Source organism: Rahnella variigena (assembly GCF_003610915.1).
Classification (GTDB): Bacteria; Pseudomonadota; Gammaproteobacteria; order Enterobacterales; family Enterobacteriaceae; genus Rahnella; species Rahnella variigena.
The window spans coordinates 4116354-4131472 of sequence record NZ_NSDJ01000001.1 but is presented as its reverse complement, the minus strand read 5'-3'; the positions used below and the strand labels follow the sequence as shown (position 1 = coordinate 4131472).

At 55.0% G+C, this 15119-nt stretch carries 15 protein-coding genes; 3 read left to right on the top strand and 12 right to left on the bottom strand.

Translation table 11 applies throughout. From position 1 onward, the window contains the following. Nucleotides 1-56: 56 nt before the first annotated feature. Together csgE and csgD are read right to left on the bottom strand one after the other, a co-directional pair. Nucleotides 57-476, bottom strand: a complete 420-nt coding sequence (gene csgE, locus CKQ54_RS18945) for a curli production assembly/transport protein CsgE (protein WP_369920471.1) — start codon at nucleotides 474-476, stop codon at nucleotides 57-59. Further along, nucleotides 457-1107 carry a biofilm master transcriptional regulator CsgD gene (csgD, locus tag CKQ54_RS18940; RefSeq protein WP_120161646.1) on the bottom strand — a complete coding sequence of 217 codons (651 nt, stop codon included), beginning with the start codon at nucleotides 1105-1107 and terminating at the stop codon, nucleotides 457-459. Before csgD ends, csgE begins: the two co-directional genes overlap by 20 nt. 872 nt (nucleotides 1108-1979) lie before the next feature. On the opposite strand from csgD, the gene CKQ54_RS18935 reads away from it, so the two are divergent. The 3 genes from CKQ54_RS18935 (at nucleotide 1980) to csgC (ending at nucleotide 3538) form a co-directional block, all read left to right on the top strand. Continuing rightward, nucleotides 1980-2468 (top strand): curlin, encoded by a 489-nt coding sequence (locus tag CKQ54_RS18935; RefSeq protein WP_120161648.1) that lies wholly within the window; start codon nucleotides 1980-1982, stop codon nucleotides 2466-2468. Nucleotides 2469-2639: 171 nt separating this feature from the next. Then, the gene (gene csgA, locus CKQ54_RS18930; RefSeq protein ID WP_113876974.1) at nucleotides 2640-3119 is read left to right on the top strand and encodes a curli major subunit CsgA; all 480 of its coding nucleotides are present in this window, start codon (nucleotides 2640-2642) and stop codon (nucleotides 3117-3119) included. An 89-nt stretch (nucleotides 3120-3208) separates the two neighbouring features. Then, nucleotides 3209-3538, top strand: coding sequence for a curli assembly chaperone CsgC (gene csgC / locus CKQ54_RS18925; protein ID WP_113876975.1), 330 nt, complete (start codon nucleotides 3209-3211; stop codon nucleotides 3536-3538). A gap of 12 nt (nucleotides 3539-3550) precedes the next feature. Here csgC and CKQ54_RS18920 read toward each other — a convergent pair whose 3' ends face one another. The 10 genes from CKQ54_RS18920 to CKQ54_RS18875 form a co-directional block, all read right to left on the bottom strand. Beyond that, complete coding sequence (locus CKQ54_RS18920; RefSeq protein WP_120161650.1) at nucleotides 3551-4576, bottom strand: HoxN/HupN/NixA family nickel/cobalt transporter; 1026 nt, start codon at nucleotides 4574-4576, stop codon at nucleotides 3551-3553. Beyond that, nucleotides 4569-6899 (bottom strand): carbamoyltransferase HypF, encoded by a 2331-nt coding sequence (hypF, locus tag CKQ54_RS18915; RefSeq protein WP_120161651.1) that lies wholly within the window; start codon nucleotides 6897-6899, stop codon nucleotides 4569-4571. Before hypF ends, CKQ54_RS18920 begins: the two co-directional genes overlap by 8 nt. 251 nt (nucleotides 6900-7150) lie before the next feature. Continuing rightward, complete coding sequence (gene fdhF / locus CKQ54_RS18910; protein WP_120161653.1) at nucleotides 7151-9322, bottom strand: formate dehydrogenase subunit alpha; 2172 nt, start codon at nucleotides 9320-9322, stop codon at nucleotides 7151-7153. A gap of 23 nt (nucleotides 9323-9345) precedes the next feature. Further along, a complete protein-coding gene (gene hydN, locus CKQ54_RS18905; RefSeq protein WP_112290053.1) occupies nucleotides 9346-9891 on the bottom strand; it encodes an electron transport protein HydN in 546 nt (181 codons plus the stop codon). A 167-nt stretch (nucleotides 9892-10058) separates the two neighbouring features. Next, entirely contained in the window at nucleotides 10059-10550 is a 492-nt protein-coding gene (hycI, locus tag CKQ54_RS18900) for a hydrogenase maturation peptidase HycI (RefSeq protein ID WP_120161654.1), read from the bottom strand. Then, on the bottom strand, nucleotides 10543-11022 hold the full coding sequence (locus CKQ54_RS18895; RefSeq protein ID WP_113876980.1) for a formate hydrogenlyase maturation HycH family protein: 480 nt from the start codon (nucleotides 11020-11022) through the stop codon (nucleotides 10543-10545). The genes hycI and CKQ54_RS18895 overlap by 8 nt, the downstream gene beginning before the upstream one ends. After that, nucleotides 11022-11819 (bottom strand): NADH-quinone oxidoreductase subunit B family protein, encoded by a 798-nt coding sequence (locus CKQ54_RS18890; RefSeq protein WP_120161656.1) that lies wholly within the window; start codon nucleotides 11817-11819, stop codon nucleotides 11022-11024. Before CKQ54_RS18890 ends, CKQ54_RS18895 begins: the two co-directional genes overlap by 1 nt. Next, nucleotides 11819-12373 (bottom strand): formate hydrogenlyase complex iron-sulfur subunit, encoded by a 555-nt coding sequence (locus CKQ54_RS18885; RefSeq protein WP_120161658.1) that lies wholly within the window; start codon nucleotides 12371-12373, stop codon nucleotides 11819-11821. The genes CKQ54_RS18890 and CKQ54_RS18885 overlap by 1 nt, the downstream gene beginning before the upstream one ends. A 15-nt stretch (nucleotides 12374-12388) precedes the next feature. After that, nucleotides 12389-14113, bottom strand: coding sequence for a hydrogenase large subunit (locus tag CKQ54_RS18880; protein ID WP_113876983.1), 1725 nt, complete (start codon nucleotides 14111-14113; stop codon nucleotides 12389-12391). A 44-nt stretch (nucleotides 14114-14157) separates the two neighbouring features. Then, nucleotides 14158-15111 carry a respiratory chain complex I subunit 1 family protein gene (locus CKQ54_RS18875; RefSeq protein ID WP_120161660.1) on the bottom strand — a complete coding sequence of 318 codons (954 nt, stop codon included), beginning with the start codon at nucleotides 15109-15111 and terminating at the stop codon, nucleotides 14158-14160. Between the last annotated feature and the right edge of the window lie 8 nt (nucleotides 15112-15119).

Below are 15119 nucleotides of genomic sequence, written 5' to 3'. Positions count from 1 at the left end.
GAACGCGAAGCAGAGACTGGAATATTCACGATGCTCTCCTTAAAAGAGGCTGTGCATTAAAATTCGTCATGGGCAAGATCCCCGGTGCCAAGTAACGCTTTGTCCAGCTGACGTCGTGATAATGCCTCCGTCACGCCAGCCAGTGCGGTATCGACGTCCTTCTCAAAGTTGTGACGGTTAGGAAACAACAGAGTTTGATAAAGGGTGTCCTGACCTATTTTTATGGTGATCCAACTGCCCCAGCGGGCGCTGGGTCTTTCTGAAATCGTGATGGTTTCCGGGTAGTTCTGTTCCCATTTGGCGGTGAAGCTGCGATAAAAATCGTGCCCCACCGACGTCACTGTCCGGTCGGTAATCAGCCCCGGGTCTTTGATATCCGCAGCCTGTACGTGCAGGCAGGTGGCGCAGAGCAGCGCCAGCCAGAGCCAGAAGGTCCTGATGCAAATAGTCATGATGTCAGCGCTTGAGATTGTCATTCGCCCAGGACGCCGCCTGAGTACGGTTCTTTACCGAGATTTTCCTAAATAAATTATAAAGATGCGTCTTGACCGTGTTCTCACTGATAAACAAAAGCTTTGCGATTTCCGTGTTGGACGCACCCACACGTAACTTATTGAGGATCTCTTTTTCGCGATGAGTCAGGCCGGTATCTTCTGAATGCATGTGCCGGAAGGCACCGGACTGATTGATCAGATAGCTGGCGAAACCCTGAGAGAAGTAGCATTCTCCGCGGATCACGCTGCGGATCCCTTCCACCAGATGTTCTTCATCAGTAGAAAGATAAAAAACAGCGCTTATTCGCGGCCAAGTTTCTATTTCCCGAAAATGATAATTATCGGGCGTATTTAATAATAATAACTTCACACTCTCGTGATAACGGTTAATGGCGGATTGCCAGACTTCAATAGTCCGCCGGTCAGCTTCCATCATGTCGAAAAGAATAAGTGTCTGATGAAGATACTGATCCTCAAGTGTTTTATGAATGCTGTGTAACCGGGTATTGACACAAAGTTGCTGTTTTAATTGCTGCAATAAAGCACTGGCTTGTAATGATGGTTTAGTCACTAATAAAAGAATATTATTATTGATTGCTGCTTCATTACTCATAATGAAACCCTGCCCTGATTTTTATAGCCACAGCCTGCCGCGTCTTTGTATAAACAGACCGGTAATAGACTGAGATATTATGTGCTAAATCTATAGCTTTATATTTGCTGTGCATATCTGAAAGTGGCAAATAAACGCAGCGTGAGGCGCACAATATTTTAAGTCGCTCTATGTGCGGTACAGACTCAATTTAGCTTTTGGATGACCTTACGCAAGGCTTATTTATGTTTCAAAATGTAACGTAAAATGTATAAAATTTTCTTAATGTATTGCCGTTAGCATGAGACGTGCATGTTAAATAAACCTTAAGTAATGGATTTACACTATCTTAACGTTTGACCTTGTTATGACAGCACATTTAAATAAATGCCGGCCTGAATAATCCACGGGATACAGCAGTCTGGCGCATGATTACCCTTTAATAACTCAAATAACTGCTTCCTGTATAATCGATTTAACTTAGGTTAGGCCGTTTTCAGGCCTGATTATGCCTGCATAAAGCGCCCGGCGGGCACCCTAAATACCGTGAAAGCCGGAATGATAAGGGGTGGAAATGTGGCGGCGATCTCTTTTAAGGCCATTTTTAAACCACAAGGGGATTAGGAATAGTTGCATTTGTGTGATTATTTAGGCCGGAGTTTCCTGGCACTTTAGGATTAATGCCATGGGGTCGATTAGCGTCACTGACGTATTACTGAAACATTCTGGTCAATCCGCATGAGAAGTGATGTCTCATACTTTTTAATGAAGTTAAAAATTAAAATACGACGTGCGGGTGAGTTTCTTATTTCCGCCAAACATCATAATCAATTCGTCAACAGCAATAACCCGGTGAGCTAATACACAGTCGCCGGAGATATACAGGTGACGAAATGAAAAAGACTTTACTGACCCTGGCGTTACTTTCAGTCTCCTGGGTCGTTCACGCTCAGCAGTTTGATATGGCTTATTCGGAAATGAGTAGTGACAGTCCGGAACAAGTCTTCGCTGGCGCGAGGAATTCATCGGGGAATTCATCAACGATTTACCAGAACGGTAATAGTAATCTGGCTGCAAATAATCAGGCGGGGTACGGCAATTCCAGCGTCATCCGTCAGTCAGGGTCAGAAAATACTGCGGTGGTAAATCAGCGAGGTAATGGAAATAACGCCGATATATCCCAAAGCGGCAGCGATAACTTTGCTTATATTTCGCAAAGCGGCGGCGGGGATGCATCCATTACGCAACAGAATTTTGGCAATACGGCTTACATTCTGCAAAAAGGCCGGAGTGTGACGGAAATTCGCCAGAATGGTACGAACCAGAGCAGCGGTGTCGTACAAAACTCGTCAGGAATGGCGATTAGAGTGACACAGCATTAATACAAAATCATACCCAAAATAGTTTGAGGTGCAGGAAGGCGGCAAGGTCGGAAATCACCGGGAGCTTAGATAACTAAGCGACGGGTGTGAGCGAGCGCAGCCAACGCATCTGCAACTCGAAATATGAAAGGTAAAACATGACATCCGATATTAAACCAATGGGGTAGCATCATGAAACTTTGGAAAATTGTGGCAGTCTCCGCTTTAGTCGTCAGTGGCAGTGCGTTTGCAACCGGTTCAAATCATGGCGGCGGCGGTGGTTCTACACCTCCGACAACGACACCTCCTTCAACGGTTCCGACATTCACTGCGACTCAGTGGAATTCTGAAATTCAGATTTACCAACAGGGTACCTCAAACCTGGCGAATGCCACTCAGACTGGCGCTCAAAAATCGCTGACAGCGGTTAATCAGGATGGCTACAGAAACAGCTCCAGCACCAATCAGACCGGTGATGGCAGCCTGATCAGCGTAGTGCAAAAGGGTGATTACAACGGTGCCAACGTGGCGCAGAGCGCAAACGGCAGTAAAGTGCTTGTCTCCCAGAATGGTTCAGGCAACTACGCTCAGGCGTCACAAAGCGCCAATGGCTCTCTGACCAGCATTACTCAGGTCGGTACAGCTAACCTGGCGTATGCGTCACAAAACTGATAACGCTCCCTCTGCTGCGAAGGGGAGGAGCACAATAAAACAGGGCACTAGCCCTGTTTTTTTTCGAATGAACTCTGAGGATAAACGCCATGCATTTGCTCCTGATTGCCGCCGTGATGTCCAACCAGCTGTGGTTCGACACCCACAACGACGCGCAGACCTATGTCATTACCCCGATGGTCAGTCTCACTAAAGCCTGCGCCTGTCAGGTGGCGGTTTCCGTTTCACAGGAAGGCGTGTCCGGCAGCAGCACCAGCCGCCAGAGCAGCAATGTCAATCTGACCGCTAACCAGCCACAACCGCTGGGCCGTATGCGTTTCTCCGTTCAGCCGGGCAGTAAAACCCAAATTATGATCACGGTGACGGACGGCGGATCGCTGCGTCTGGAAAAACAGATCACCTTGCCGAATGACGCCTGATTTTAAAGACGATCACACTGCCAGATTGTCGTAGCCTTTACGGCGGTAATTGAGCGCAGAGATGCCCCAGAACACCAGGAAAATCGCCACGGCGGCGTATCCGACGCTGCCCATATTGTCATTAAGACGTTCAACAATGGTCCATAACCCGCCGTGCAAATCGAGTTTGTCGGCCAGCAGTCCGAGAGCTTCCAGTCCGCCGATAAACAGGGCGATCACCACGCTGGTGGCGGTAATGGTCATGTTGTAATAAAGCTTGCGTACCGGTTTATCAAACGCCCAGCCGTAGGCACCGACCATCACAAAATTGTCCAGCGAATCGACCAGCGCCATGCCGCTGGCAAACAGCGCCGGAAACACCAGAATGCTCCACACCGACATGCCGGAAGACGCACCTGCGGCAGAAATACCCAGCAGGCCGATTTCAGTCGCGGTATCAAAACCCAGCCCGAATAAAAATCCCACCAGATACATCTGCCAGCTTTTATTCACCAGATTAAAGGCGAAGCTGAAGATCCGGCTCATCACACCGCCTTGTACCACGTGCAGTTCTTCTTTGGCGGTAAAGCTTTTTCCCTGTTTCACTTTCTGAAAACGACGGTAAACGTCCCGCAGGATCAGCGCATTCAGCAGCGCCATCAGCAGTAAAAACAGCGCGGAAACCAGCGTGCCGATAGTGCTGCCGTAATCATGCAGCCAGCCGATTTTATTGCCGAAGACCAGCGAGGTGGCGGCAATCGCCACACAGGCCAGCACCACAATGCTGGAATGTCCAAGGGAGAAAAATGCCCCGACGGCGACCGGCCGCTGCCCCTGTTGCATCAGCTTGCGCGTCACGTTATCGATAGCCGCAATATGATCGGCATCGACTGCGTGCCGCAGTCCGTAGCTGTAGGCCAGTAATGACGCGGCGATCAGCGCCGCGTTGTGACGAAACACCGCCAGTGCCCATCCCCAGGCGAGTAAATTCACGGCCACCAGTCCGGCCAGCAGCCAGAACGCACGGCGGTTCGAAGAGAAAAATTGACGGTTAATCATGGAGATCCTTATTTTTAAAACCAGAAGAAATCTGAGCAGAAGTATGTTGCAGACGGGCACAGGCAATGAGGGCCTGGCCCAGCGCCAGACCGCCATCACCAGCGGGAATGTTTTGTGGCATCAGCACATTCAGGGGCGCTAAATAGCGATGTAAAAGCTGGCGCAGCAAACGGTTATGCAGCACGCCGCCGCCGGTAGCGACGGTGCGGATGCCGGTTCTGACCGCGTGATAACGGGCGAGGGCGGCGAAGCCCTGGGCGAGTGCGTCATGAAAAGCAAAGGCCCGTGCGGCGGGCGATGCCTGCCAGTCCAGCCATTGTCGCCAAAACGTCGCCAGATCCAGCAACGTGCCGCTTTCGGTTTGCCGCAGCGGCATTGTGACGGGATGTGAAATGCCGTACGCCTGATGCGCCAGTGCTTCCAGCCGGCTGGCGGCTTCGCCTTCCCAGCTCAGTTGCGGCGGCGCACAGCCCAGCGCGGCGGCGACGGCATCAAATAAACGTCCGCAGGAAGACGCCAGCGGAGAATTGATCCCGGCAGCAATGGCTTTTGACAGCGGCTGCCATGGTTGTGAAAGCAGTGATTGCGCCTGCGGATGCGTGTGCCAGTCCGGCACGAACGCCTGCCAGTGCGCCAGTAAATTACGCCACGGCTCGCGTGCGGCAAGGTCGCCGCCGGGCAGGGCGACGGCAGGCAATCCGCCCAAATGGTCGCAATGCAGATAACCGGCCAGTAAACATTCACCGCCCCACAGACTGTTTTTTTCGCCATAACCGAGGCCGTCCAGCGCCAGACCAATCACCTTTGTGCCATCCAGCGGCCAGTGATGTTCCGCCAGACAGGCGGCGATATGCGCGTGATGATGAAAGACATCTACTGTCCGCACTGCGTGGCTCTCAGCCTGCTGGTGACTGACATAACCCGGATGCGCATCGCGGGCGACAGCCACCGGGGTGCAGTCATAAAGTTGCTGAAAATGTGCAATCGCCTGCTGCTGTTGCTCCGCGATATCACTGTGCGTCAGCGAGCCCAAATGCGCGCTGAGAATGGCCTGATGACCACGCACCAGACAAAACGTATTTTTCAGATCGCCGCCCAGTGCGAGCAGCGGTGGCTGCAGACCAAAACCCGGCGGCAACGGCAGCGCATCTGGCACGTAACCGCGCGCACGACGCAACACCTCGGTTCCCTGCGCCGTCAGCCGCACCAGCGAATCATCGGCCCGCTGAACGATATCGCGGTTATGCAGCAACCACAGATCGGCAATACCTTTCAGTTGTTCAAGTGCTTCAGAGTTAGCCAGCGCCGGAGCGCATTCGGTGGCATTACCAGAGGTCATCACCAGCGGCGTCTGATATTCCTGCATCAGCAAATGATGTAATGGCGTGAAAGGCAACATCAGGCCGACTTCATTAAGCTCCGGCGCAATGGCGGCACACAGCGGTGACATCGCGCTTTTCGTCGCCAGCACAACCGGCGCTGCGGGGGATTCAAGCAGTTCACGCAGCGCAAACTGGGGACTGTCATCGCTGCATCGCGCCAGCCAGCTGACATCCGGCAGCATCACTGCCAGCGGTTTTGACGGCCGGTATTTCCGCTCACGCAGCCGCATCACCGCGTCCTGCTGCGTGGCATCGCAGGCCAGATGAAAACCGCCCAGCCCTTTGATGGCGACGATGTTTCCCGCCCGTAATGCGGCAACGGCGAGTGCCAGCGCGGCCTGATCCTGCGCCTGAATTTTGCCATCCTGAAATGTGGCGCTCAGCTGCGGACCGCAGTGCTGACAGGCCACCGGCTGAGCGTGAAAACGCCGGTCGGCAGGATTGTCATATTCCTGCTGGCAAGCCGGACACAGTACGAACTGCGCCATGCTGGTGGAAGGGCGATCGTAGGGCATCGCGCGGATCAGCGTAAATCGCGGACCGCAATGGGTGCAGTTGGTAAAGGCATAGCCGAAACGACGATCGCCCGCGCGCGTGATCTCTTTCAGGCATTCAGGGCAGGTCGCTGCATCTGGCGCCACCTGCGTGTCCATCTGGCTCTGGCGACTTGGCGTGATGGTGAAATCTTTCGGCGGTGTTTGCCATTCAAAAGGGTCGAAACTGATGCTGTCGATACGAGCCAGCGGCGGGCAGTCGCGTTGTAACTGGCCGATAAAGGTTTCGATATTAACCGGTGCAAGCAGCCTGATTTCGACACCGGCGCTGTCATTGCACACTTCGCCGCAAAGCTGCAGACGATCGGCCAGTTGCCAGACAAAAGGCCGGAAACCGACGCCCTGGACTTTGCCGCAGATGCGAATGAGCAGACCGGAATCAGACATAAATACCTCATAAATCTCAAGGGTGGTTTTGGTCCCTGCGAAGGGGAGGGAGAAGAATGGGTTCAAAGCTCCTCCCCCTGCGAAGGGGGAGGCTGGGAGGGGGTATTAATGGCAACTTCATATTCAGAGTTGCTCCTGATACCCCACCCCAACCCTCCCCTTCGCAGGGGAGGGAGCAAAACTAAAACCCAATTTCCACCCCTCAGGCAGGAGCTTAAAACCCCTTCTTTTTGGCGAGGAGCTAAATCAAACTAAACCTCAACCACCGGGATCACATCTTCGACGGCACTGCGCAGGCGCGCTTTCATGTCGCTGTAGGTTTGCTGTGCGTAATTTTCTGCCCAGCGCTGATCGGCAATCTGTTCTATTTTTACCGCGCAGTATTTGGTTTCCGGCGTTTTGGAAATCGGATCGAGATTGTCCTGCGTCAGCTCATTACAGGCACCGATCCACCACTGATACGTCATGTACACGGCACCGGCGTTGATGCGTTCGTTGTAGTTGGCGCGTGAAATGACTTTGCCGCGGCGAGATGCCACCCAGACCAGTTGCTGGTCGCGGATACCCAGTGCCTGTGCATCCACCGGGTTCATCTGGACAAAGCCCGGCTCGTCGGCCAGTGTTTGCAGTGCGGCACAGTTACCGGTCATCGAGCGACACGAGTAGTGACCGACTTCGCGCACGGTACACAGCACCAGCGGATAATCGCCGTCCGGCACTTCGGCAGGCGCACGCCACGGGGCGGCAAACAGCTGGCCTTTTCCGGTTGGCGTATCGAAGTGATTATCGGCGTAAAGGAACTGTGTCCCCGGACTTTCCAGCGTGGTACAAGGCCACTGAACGTGTCCGAGTTCGCCCATTTTTTCGTAGGTTGCGCCGTAGAACAGCGGGCAAAGGCTGCGCATTTCGTCCCAGATTTCCTGGTTATCCTGATAATGCATCGGATAACCCATCTCCGTTGCCAGCAGGCTGATAATGTCCCAGTCGCGTTTGACGTTATATTTCGGCTCGATAGCTTTCTCGAAACGCTGGAAACCGCGATCCGCGCAGGAGAACACGCCGCCGTGCTCACCCCAGGAGGTGGCCGGTAAAATCACATCCGCCTGTTCAGCGGTTTTGGTCATGAAGATGTCCTGCACTACCACGAATTCCAGTGCCTCGAACCCTTTGCGTACCAGTCCTAAATCGGCTTCGGTCTGCAACGGATCTTCGCCCATGATGTAATAGGCTTTGACCTTACCTTCAATTGCCAGATGCGGGATTTCAGTAATGCGCAGGCCGACTTCGGTGTCCATCTGGTTGACGTCGATACCCCAGGCATCGGCGAATTTTGCGCGGACTTTCGGATCAGTGACCGACTGATAGCCGGGGAATTCGTTAGGCAACACGCCCATGTCGCACGCGCCCTGCACGTTATTCTGACCGCGCACCGGACCGACGCCGACGTTGGCACGTCCGAGGTTGCCGGTCAGCAATGCCAGACCTGCCAGCCCTTTGACTACGTCTACCGCCTGACCAAACTGCGTGACACCCATGCCCCACATAATGGTGGCGGAAGGCGCGGCGGCATAGGTGCGCATTGCCTGACGGATTTGTTGCGCAGAAACGCCGGTCTGTTCTTCAACAGCTTCCGGCGAGTAATCCGCGACGTTTTTGCGATACTCCTCGAAGCCTTCGGTGTATTTGGCGACATAATCGTGGTCATACAGATTTTCTTCGATCAGCACATGGGCGAAAGCATTCACCAGTGCCATGTTGCAGCCGTTTTTGATTTGCAGATGCTGATCGGCAATACGCGCTGTTTCGATGCGGCGCGGATCGCAGACGATAATCTGTGCGCCTTTTTCTTTGGCTTTGATCACGCGGCGGGCGACGATCGGATGGGAATCAGCGCAGTTATAGCCGATCACCAGCAGACATTTTGAGTTCTCGATATCGCCGATGGAATTACTCATTGCGCCGTTACCGAGCGTGGCCTGTAAACCGGCGACTGACGGGCCGTGACACACGCGGGCACAGCAGTCGACGTTGTTGGTGCCGATCACCGCACGGGCAAATTTCTGCATCACGTAGTTGGTTTCATTGCCGGTACCGCGGGAAGAACCGGTGGTCATGATGGCGCGCGGGCCATGTTTTTGTTTGATTTCTTTCAGGCGCTGCGCGGTGTAACGGATGGCTTCATCCCAGCTCACGGCTTCGAATTTGCCGCCTTTCTGACGGCGGATCATCGGCTGCGTCAGACGTGGTGTCAGCAGTTTGGTGTCATTGAGAAAATCCCAGCCGTAATAGCCTTTCAGGCACAGTTCGCCCTGATTGGTCACGCCGTTCGCGGCTTCGGCGCGAATAATTTTTCCGTTATCCACCACCAGATTCAGTTTGCATCCGGCGCCGCAATACGGGCAGACAGTAGTAACTTTTTTCATTGAATGACTTCCTCTATCCGGGGTTAAAACAGCAAGGGTGAAGTGCTGTCGAGCGCAGCGCGGCGGCGTTTTTCTGCGTTCATTTCCTGTAACTGGTTGCGGTCGATGGCGAAGAGCGCATTGGTCGGGCAGATTTCCATGCAGGCCGGGCCTTCGCTGCGCAAATAGCACAGGTCGCATTTATGTGCTTCGGCTTTATCGGAGGTCGCGACCATCGCCGCGCCGTTCTGGCGGAAAATCGGTTTTGTGACCACTTCCATCGCGCCATACGGGCAGGCGACGACGCAGGTTTTGCAGCCGATGCAGCGTTCCTGCATCACCTGAACGTGGTCGCCGGTGCGGGCAATCGCGCCGTTCGGGCAGACATTGGCGCAGGGTGCGTCTTCGCACTGACGGCACATGACGGGAGTGCTGAGATTAACGCCTTTGATCACATGTAAACGTGGCGCGAAGGTCTCGGCATTGAGCAGCGAGATATCCTGCGAATCGCTGTGCGCCATCACGCAGGCAATTTCACAGGTACGGCAGCCGATGCATTTTTTAGGGTCGGCGATGATGAACCGGTTCATGATGATTTAATTCCTAAGTCATTGGTTTCAGATACTGGCTATACATAAAGCGTGCCAGTTCCTGTTCTTAATTTTTAATCATTAAATTCAGCAGGTTAAATTTACCCGATGCGCCGCTGACGAAATTTTCCCCTGACGTCATGTCTGCGTCGTCACCGTATCGACAGTTATGTCGAAACAGTAAAAGGGGCGATCCCCAGACCGGTTTCCAGTCGCGGTAACAACTGATGCAGGCGTCTGACCGCCTGTTCCACGGCGGTGCTCATCGGGTAATAAAACGCGACAACGTCTGGCTGAATGCCGACAAACGTGATCTGCGGGATATCCTCACGCAGTTGCTGCATGAGAAAAGTCAGCGGCAGATTGTGGGTGGTCATCATGAACATGTCGGCGATATCTTCCTCGGCGATAATGCGCATTTCGCCGGGAGCCAGCCCCATATCGGTAGCGTCGGCAATCACCAGATGCTGCGGACACAGTTCGCGTAAAAAGCCGATGTCGTTTTCGGGTGCGGCACCGCCGTCCACCACTGTCCAGCCGGGCAGCGGTTTTTCCGCGCACAGTTCAGCCAGACGGGGGCCTGCGCCATCGTCGCCCATCATGCTGTTGCCCACGCACAACAGTGCGTAGCGGGGGAGATTCTCAGGGTAATCAGGCATCGTATCTCCTGACCATCAGGTACATGGCGGGGTCGTGTTCAATTTGCGAGAGCAGGGCGATAAGCTGATCGCTCCAGACTTGCTGTTCGGCATTCATCTGCGGACGCGCATCGCGCAGCGCCAGTGCCAGCAAATGCGTGTGGCTGCTGTCGATATTGATCTCGCCAAAACGCTGGACACCGGCCAGTTTGCGGCGCGCTTCGCTGTTTTCCGCCAGGCAGTTAATCCAGCCCAGATAGCCGTCGAGCGGGCATTCGAGGCGCGATTGCAGACAGTCGATCACCCCGAGGTGATGGCCGATAGCCAGGCTGTAATAAATCACTTCCTGCGCTTTCTGCGAGCTGCGTTTCTGTGCGCTTTTCTCATCGACGAACTTGCTGCTCAGCGAATAGAAAACCACTTTGTTTTTGTCGGGCGTATGACCGGCATAAGGCTGATGGCGCGCGTAGCGCTGGTCGTTGACGGAAGTCATCACATACGCACCTCGCCACGCAGCACCTGCTGATAAATGTGTTGCAGATTGCCGACGATTTCGCTCAGACGCAGGTCACCCTGTTCCGCCAGATAAGTCGCAACGCGCTGTTCCACCGGCTGTAAACCGGGGGCAGCGACGAGTTCGATAAACTGATCGGCTATCTGGCGACCATAGCGGTAGCCTGCCATCCGGCGTGCTTCACGATCCAGCAGCACGCGCAGCGGCTGCGGCAAGTCCGGATGCAATAAAGCAGCCGGTTCTGCGGCGGCCACGTCGTGCTGCTGGCCTTTGATTTTTTGATCCAGCAAACCCAGCGCCATCGCGAACCCGTAAATGGTGGCGGCCGGTGTCGGCGGGCAGCCGGGAATGTAAACATCCACGGGCACGATTTTGTCGGTGCCGCCCCAGACGCAATAAAGGTCGTGGAAAATACCGCCGCTGTTACCGCACGCGCCGTAGGAAATACAGATTTTCGGATCCGGTGCGGAATCCCAGGCGCGCAAAGCGGGCATACGCATGGCGCGGGTGACGGCACCGGTGAACAGTAAAATGTCCGCGTGGCGCGGCGACGGAACGACTTTGATGCCAAAGCGTTCGGCGTCGAAAAGCGGCGAAATAGCAGCGAAAATCTCAATCTCACAGCCGTTACAGCCGCCACAGTCCACGCGATAAACGTAGGCGGAGCGGCGGATGTTGTTGAGTAATGTCGATTTCAGCGCGGCGATACTTTCATCAAGCGTAACGGGCACCGGCAGGCCATTCTCGTCACGCGGCGCAATCGGGTTATGGCTCATCAGCGGGCCTCCGTAGTCATATGGCGGCCAATATCAATGCGGTCGCTGGAAGAGAGACCGTGCATTTTTTTGCACGCCGGACAGGTTTCATACTGCAGGCGGCGATCGTCTGTCTGCCGGTCGCTCAGCGCGGCGCTTTCCTGTAACAGACTGAGCGCAAAGTCGATTTCTTTTTGGACGGCGTAAGGTTTGCCGCATTCCCGGCAATGGCAGACAGGGAAATCTGCGGTTTCATACAGGTCTTCTTTGCGCCAGACCGCCAGTTCGAACTCCTGAGACAATTTGATCGCCGCCGTCGGGCAGACTTCCTCGCAGCGGGCGCAGAAAATACAGCGCCCTAAAAACAGCTGCCAGCGGATCGTTTCGCCGTCTTCTGCCGTGGTCATGGTCAGCGCGTTCGACGGACAGGCATTGGCGCAGGCGCCGCAGGCGATGCACTGTTGCGCGGTGTATTGCGGCTTACCACGAAAATTGGGCGCTAAATCCAGCGGTTCGAACGGATATCCCACCGTTGCCGTGCCGGTTTTGAGCACTTTTTTAATCAGTTTCAGCATGATTTGAGCGGCTCCTTAAAGCGGCGAATTTTTGCGTTCGATGCCGTAACGTTCGATTTCTTTGTAGGGCACGACGATGGACGTTTTCTTGCGTACATCGACCACCGTCATGCGGTCGGTGCAGGAATAGCAAGGGTCGAGACTGCCGATAATCAGCGGTGCGTCGGAGACGGTATTGCCGCGCAACATATAGCGCAGCGTCGGCCAGTTGGCGTAGGTCGCCGCACGGCAGCGCCAGCGGAACAGCTTCTGATTGTCACCGGTCATGCTCCAGTGAATGTCGTCACCGCGTGGCGCTTCGGCAAAACCGAGCGCGAAACGGTGCGGAATATAATTAAAGCCTTCTACCGCCAGCGGGCCGCCGGGCAGGCTTTGCAGGCCAAACTCGATCATATTCAGGGAGTTAAAGACTTCGTGAATGCGCACTTTCAGGCGGGAATAAACGTCGTTACCGGTTTCGCTGTACAGTTCAAACGGCAGTTTGGCGTAACCGGCGTAAGGGTGATCCTGTCGCATGTCGCGGCGGTGACCGCTGCCGCGCACCATCGGGCCGACGTTGCTGAAATCGCGCGCCACCTGTGGATCCAGAATGCCAACGCCCATGCTGCGTTGTTCGGTATTGGCGGTACTCAGCAGAATATCCACCAGCTCATTCAGGTCACGGCGCATGCCGCCCGCCAGCGCAATCGTGGCAATCATGTCGTCTTTTAAGATGTCGCGACGGATGCCGCCGATCAGGTTCATACCGTAGGTTTTACGCGCACCGGTCAGGATTTCCGCCATCTTCATCGACTGCTCACGAATGCGGAAAAACTGCATGAAACCGGAGTCAAAACCGACAAAGTGACAGGCCAGCCCGAGGTTCAGTAAATGGCTGTGCAGGCGTTCTACTTCCAGCAAAATGGAGCGGATCATCTGGGCGCGTTCCGGCACCACAATCCCCATCGCGTTTTCGACCGACGAGGTATAGGCCACGCTGTGAGTAAAGCCGCAGATGCCGCACACGCGGTCAGACAGGAACGTCACTTCGTTATAGCCCATGCGGGTTTCGGCCAGTTTTTCCATGCCGCGATGCACATAGAACAATCGGTAATCCGCGTCGATAATGTCTTCGCCATCGACAAACAGACGAAAGTGTCCGGGTTCGTCAGAAGTGACGTGCAGCGGGCCAATTGGCACAATTTTGCTGCCCTCTTTGGCCTCAGAAATAAACGGATAGGTTTCTTCATCCGTGGTAGGTGCTGGGCGCTGGCGGTAATCCATCGCGTCTTTGCGCAGCGGATATAAATCGTCAGGCCAGTCATCCGGCAACACCAGACGGCGTTCGTCCGGCAGCCCTACCGGACGCAAACCATACATATCACGCACTTCACGCTCACCCCAGACCGCCGCCGGTACGCGCGGTGTCACGGACGGGAATTCCAGTGAAATCGGATCCACCTCGGCGCGCACGGTTATCCAGCACTTCACGCCTTTCTCCATCGACAGCACGTAATACAGCGCGTAGTTGCCGCACAGCGTGCGTTCGTCGTTACCGAACAGTACGGAAAGCCAGCCGCCCTGCTGGTAATACAGCCATTCGACCACTTCCGGCAGCCAGTTCAGCCTGATGGTGACGGTCGCCTGCGTATCGGTCTGCCATTCGCTGCCCAGAATCGCCGACGGAAACTGTTTTGCCAGCGCAGCCAGATACTCTTTGCCGACCGGGTTTTGATTTAATGCGGTGTTGAACTCACTCATTGCAAAGCCTCTTCCCGCCGCAGCGGGACAAGAAAAATGTCAGGTCAGCCTGCGACCAGCCAGGAAACCAGCGCCAGAAACGCCAGACCGAATCCCGCCCAGGTAGTGCGGGAGGTTTTAAGAAAGCGCAGACGGGCGACGCTGTTTTCGATAAGCGCGACCACAAACACCGCGATCAGCAGTTTCAGCAGACACAACACCACGGCGATCAGCAGCGTCAGCGGCGTAATGTGTTCTGCCAGTCCAAACGGAAAGAACAGGCCGAGAAACAGTTGCAACACCACCAGCTGTTTCAGGCTGATGCCGATTTTCACCACGCCTAACGCTGCGCCGGAATATTCGGTCAGCGGACCTTCCTGTAACTCCTGCTCGGCTTCGGCCATATCAAACGGCAGCTTGCCCATTTCGATATAAGTGGCGAACGCACAGGCCAGACCGGCCAGAATCAGGGTTAATGACGAGGAAACCGGCCAGTGCAGTACCCGCGCCGCAATCGCGCCGAGTGATGTGGAACCGGCGACCAGCGCCGCCACCCAAAGGCCGAGCAGCAAAATGGGCTCAACCAAAACGCCGAGTACCGCTTCACGGCTGGCGCCTATGCCGGTGAAAGTGCTGCCGGTGTCGAGTCCGGCGATGGCAAACACAAAACGCACTACCGCAAACAGATAGATAACGGTGATCAGATCACCCGCCGCGCCCATCGGCGATGTCAGCGTCACCACAGGCAGGGCAGTGGCGATGACCAGTAAACCGCCGGTCAGCAGATACGGCATACTGCGAAACGCCATGCCTGCCGCCGCGGGCGCGACACTCTGTCGCCGGAGTAATTTGGCGATATCACGGTATTCCTGTAATACGCCGGGTCCGCGCCGGTTGTGCATCCGCGCACGCATCACGCGGCTGAATCCGGCAAATAACGGAGCGACAGCCAGCAATGCCGCCGCCTGAATCAGCGCCAGCGGCCACAGCGAACCGGCCAGCAGGGAAGGAAAGTTCATAGTCAGTT

Coding starts and splice junctions, on each gene's coding strand:
- csgE (WP_369920471.1), bottom strand. CDS start 476: ATGACAATCTCAAGCGCTGACATCATGACTATTTGCATCAGGACCTTC.
- csgD (WP_120161646.1), bottom strand. CDS start 1,107: ATGAGTAATGAAGCAGCAATCAATAATAATATTCTTTTATTAGTGACT.
- CKQ54_RS18935 (WP_120161648.1), top strand. CDS start 1,980: ATGAAAAAGACTTTACTGACCCTGGCGTTACTTTCAGTCTCCTGGGTC.
- csgA (WP_113876974.1), top strand. CDS start 2,640: ATGAAACTTTGGAAAATTGTGGCAGTCTCCGCTTTAGTCGTCAGTGGC.
- csgC (WP_113876975.1), top strand. CDS start 3,209: ATGCATTTGCTCCTGATTGCCGCCGTGATGTCCAACCAGCTGTGGTTC.
- CKQ54_RS18920 (WP_120161650.1), bottom strand. CDS start 4,576: ATGATTAACCGTCAATTTTTCTCTTCGAACCGCCGTGCGTTCTGGCTG.
- hypF (WP_120161651.1), bottom strand. CDS start 6,899: ATGTCTGATTCCGGTCTGCTCATTCGCATCTGCGGCAAAGTCCAGGGC.
- fdhF (WP_120161653.1), bottom strand. CDS start 9,322: ATGAAAAAAGTTACTACTGTCTGCCCGTATTGCGGCGCCGGATGCAAA.
- hydN (WP_112290053.1), bottom strand. CDS start 9,891: ATGAACCGGTTCATCATCGCCGACCCTAAAAAATGCATCGGCTGCCGT.
- hycI (WP_120161654.1), bottom strand. CDS start 10,550: ATGCCTGATTACCCTGAGAATCTCCCCCGCTACGCACTGTTGTGCGTG.
- CKQ54_RS18895 (WP_113876980.1), bottom strand. CDS start 11,022: ATGACTTCCGTCAACGACCAGCGCTACGCGCGCCATCAGCCTTATGCC.
- CKQ54_RS18890 (WP_120161656.1), bottom strand. CDS start 11,819: ATGAGCCATAACCCGATTGCGCCGCGTGACGAGAATGGCCTGCCGGTG.
- CKQ54_RS18885 (WP_120161658.1), bottom strand. CDS start 12,373: ATGCTGAAACTGATTAAAAAAGTGCTCAAAACCGGCACGGCAACGGTG.
- CKQ54_RS18880 (WP_113876983.1), bottom strand. CDS start 14,113: ATGAGTGAGTTCAACACCGCATTAAATCAAAACCCGGTCGGCAAAGAG.
- CKQ54_RS18875 (WP_120161660.1), bottom strand. CDS start 15,111: ATGAACTTTCCTTCCCTGCTGGCCGGTTCGCTGTGGCCGCTGGCGCTG.